The organism is Shewanella sp. 11B5 (assembly GCF_002836795.1).
In the GTDB taxonomy this organism is placed as follows: Bacteria; Pseudomonadota; Gammaproteobacteria; order Enterobacterales; family Shewanellaceae; genus Shewanella; species Shewanella frigidimarina.
The window spans coordinates 1-1,069 of sequence record NZ_PJAP01000193.1; the positions used below are offsets into that span (position 1 = coordinate 1).

Annotated in this window: 2 pseudogenes; both read left to right on the forward strand. The window is 39.4% G+C overall.

What is annotated here, in order from left to right:
• A pseudogene (locus CXF78_RS01570) lies at nt 1–417 on the forward strand (arginine decarboxylase); the annotation flags it as partial.
• A gap of 244 nt (nt 418–661) precedes the next feature.
• A pseudogene (locus tag CXF78_RS01575) lies at nt 662–1,069 on the forward strand (S-adenosylmethionine decarboxylase proenzyme); the annotation flags it as partial.

Sequence of the window (1,069 nt, forward strand, 5' to 3'; positions counted from 1 at the left end):
CGTGCGGTTATGTTAGATATTACCTGTGACTCAGATGGTATTGTTGATCAATATGTTGACGGTCAAGGCATTGAAACCACGTTGCCAGTCCCAGCATGGAGCGCCGACAGCCCATATTTGATTGGTTTCTTCATGGTTGGCGCATACCAAGAAATCTTGGGTGATATGCATAACTTGTTTGGTGATACCAACTCTGCGGTTGTGCGTATTGATGAGCGTGGTTTAAGCCAGATTGAATCTGTTTTAGAAGGCGACACAGTTGCTGACGTTTTACGTTATGTGAACTTAGATGCTGTTGACTTTATGCGCACCTATGAAGAGCTTGTGAATCAGCATATTGTTGAAGAAGAGCGTGCCAGCATTCTAGAAGAGTTACAGTTAGGGCTTAAAGGTTACACTTACTTAGAAGATTTTTAATCTTATCGACTAAGTGATGTTAACTTGTTATTAAAAAAGCCTAGTGACCTCAGGTTGCTAGGCTTTTAAGTTGCTAAGATACGTGCAACGACTCAGGCAGTTACCATTAATAGGTATTTCATCGTTGAAAAGTGCTCATTTGAACCACTAAACTGCGTTTTTCCTTGAATTAAGCTAGCCTGAGCATTTACATTACATCTTAATACAAACATCTCTAATTAGAATGGATGCTGAGTAGTAACACATGTTTTTTGAAGGTTCAGAAAAAAAATTAGAGATAATTGTGAATGCATCAGCGCCTAAATTACGATCTTTAGATCGAACATTTTGGCTGAAGCTTGTTGCTGCCTCAAATGCAGACATTTTATCGTCAATAAGTAATGAATATTGTGATGCTTATTTACTGAGTGAATCGAGTTTATTTGTCTGGGATGATCGTATTGTAATGCTCACATGCGGAGCTAGCACGTTGGCAGAGTCAGCTTGTTACTGCATTGAACATTTAGGCGAACAAGCGATTGCTTACGTATGTTATCAACGTAAAAATGAATATTACGCTCATTTACAAGCCAGCTCTTTTAGCGATGATGTGCTCAGATTAAGGCATTTTATTGCAGGGCAGGCCTATCGAATGGGGCATTTAGACAGTCAT